This is a genomic window from Rhodococcus sp. BH5, assembly GCF_027583855.1.
Classification (GTDB): domain Bacteria; phylum Actinomycetota; class Actinomycetes; order Mycobacteriales; family Mycobacteriaceae; genus Rhodococcus_F; species Rhodococcus_F qingshengii.
In genome coordinates this window covers 1-2,483 of record NZ_JAJHVW010000058.1, presented here as the reverse complement: position 1 = coordinate 2,483, position 2,483 = coordinate 1, and the positions used below count along the sequence as shown (strand labels likewise).

Here is a 2,483-nt window from a genome sequence, read left to right as displayed (position 1 = left end):
CACTACTGGAGCGTCACGCGACGTTGGACTACCCAGAGAACAAGGGATTCGACCAGTACAGCGATGAATTCGGGTTCCACTTCGACTCGATCGAGTCCGTCCACATCGACTGGACATGACGACTGAATGGGGTGCTTCGGGTTCCGCATTGGATCAATGATGATCGTCCGGCGACATCAGCTGTGATGAGGCCTGGGGTTTGTGCCTGCGAGAAGATTCGTTGACTGAGGTTCAGTGTGGCGAATGGTGTAGCGCTGTTCGAGATCAGATTAGGCAAGTCGAACATGATGTTGCGTCAGTGCGGTCGAGTTTTTCAAAGAACCGTCTTCACCTGATAAGTAATGTAAAATTCTGGCTATATTGTCGTGAAGACGGCCCACTTGAACCGTGTTCAATTTTATAATAGAGAACGGCTGGAGAAATTTGAACATTCAAACTATATTAATGTGAACTTTCGTTTTCATCTTCTTGAAGTAATTTTGGTTAAATATGCCCGAAGATTCCAGTCAAGCTTGAACTAGTTTGACTGGTAGCAAGTATTGAATGTTGTGTTACGGTCAAAAGTAAATCCCCGCTTTCTTCGCAGCTGCCGGAAGTTACGGACGTGTTTACGGTAATCCTTCCGTCGGCGCGGGGTGGTCCAGCCGGTTGGCTCCATGTTACGGTGCAACCTAGCGAGATTGTGTCGAGCGTTGCAGTAAATGGCGCAACAGATTCAATCGTTAGATTTGCGGGAGTGGGAGTCGGCCCATCCAGCCCCCAAAGTCCCATCCATGTGGAACCTTCAGGGTCGCCTTCAGGGTCGATGGATCCGCCGAGAGATCCTGTCGACATTGAGCTGCCTAGCGAGCCTGTCTCAAAAGCGGTGGCACTCGAACCGCCTAGTGATCCGGAATCGCTGCCTAGCGAGCCGGCATTTGCAGAATGCGGGGCGGCCAGTGCCAGTATTCCAGAGCTAAGAGCAATCGCTGTAACGCTCGCAAGTTTACGCATTTCATTGTTCCTCTCATTGTTGTTGAAATAATTTTTAAATAAGTTCTATATTTAGATTTCTGTGAATAATGTAAATGTCAACTTCAATTTGAAGGCTTCCATCTTTGTTGGCCTCTGTCAAGGGGGTTGATTGAGCAACTTGCATCTAGATTAAATGCCACACCTCTGCGCCCAATCGTGAAACTGAATATCAAGTTAATCATAGTTAATCGTATGGATTTGCGGTACTTCCGTAGGGTTGTATCCAAGTTCTGATGGTTGATTTCACGCAAGCTGTGATGATGGATCGCCGATAGCTTGATCGGTTCACCGATCGGCTGGGAAATCGGCGTACAACGTGGCAGATTGACCCGTATGCAGTCGGGTTGCTACCGGGTCCCACTGTCGAGGGTCGTAGTGTCTCAGGTCGCGCTGCAATGCTTCGGGTTTGGCTAGCGCCGCCGGGGGGTGGGGGGAGCCACTGGTATGACAACGACCGTGAGATCTGACGCGACCATTCCGATAGCTGCCCTCGATAAACGTCTGAATCGACGGTTCCTGAGCCTTACGGAGCGGGAGCGGATCCGAGACTTGTTGGCCGAGGGTGCATCACTGCGGGCATTGGGCTGAGATCTGGGTCGGTCAGCGTCCATTATCATGCGTGAGATCGCCGCGAACAGCGCTCCGGACGGGACCTATCGGCCGTACATCGCGCACCGCGCCTCTGCGGGACGTCGCCCCAGGCCGAAGGATCGTAAGCTTCTGCGCAGCGGCCGTTGCGGAGCTTCGTCGAGGACGGCCTTGCTCAACGCTGGTCACCGCAGCAGATCCGCAACACGTTGATCAAGGACCATCCCGACGACAAACAGATGCGGGTGAGCGTGGAGACGATCTACCAAGCTTTGTATTCCCAAGCCCGTGGTGGTCTCAAACGGCAGGTTGCCGCTGCCTTGCGTAGCGGACGTGTCCGACGCAAACCGCAAACCCCGCCGGCATACCGATCAGCGTCAACCCCGCTTCTCCGATCCGATGATCATGATCTCCGACCGTCCCGCCGAGATTGAGGACAGAGCTGTGCCCGGGCATTGGGAGGGAGACTTGATCTGCAGAGCAGCCAACAAGACGGCGATCGTGACCCTCGTCGAGACAGACCCGATACGTGATGCTCGGACATCTCCCCGGCGGCCACACCGCCGCAGAAGTCCGTGACGTGCTCGTCGAGCTGATCGGCACCTTACCGACGCATCTACGCGGGTCCCTGACATGGGATCAAGGATCGGAAACGGGTGCCCACAAATCATTCAGTGTCACCACCGGGGTCCCGGTCTACTTCTGCGACCCTGCATCACCGTGGCAACGAGGATCGAACGAGAACATCAACGGCATACTGAATCGCACCGGCGAGTCCGGAGACTTACTGATTTGAGAACTCCACAGTTCGCGTAGTTCTGTGTTCACCGTAGTAGAACGCCTCGAGTTCGGCAGGAGGCACATTCCCACAATGCTCGTAG

1 pseudogene is annotated in these 2,483 nt (G+C 54.0%); it reads left to right on the top strand.

Features of this window, described 5'->3' with window-relative positions:
• Nucleotides 1-1,494 precede the first annotated feature (1,494 nt).
• Nucleotides 1,495-2,368 (top strand): annotated as a pseudogene (locus RhoBH5_RS32435) (IS30 family transposase); the annotation flags it as partial.
• Nucleotides 2,369-2,483: the final 115 nt, after the last annotated feature.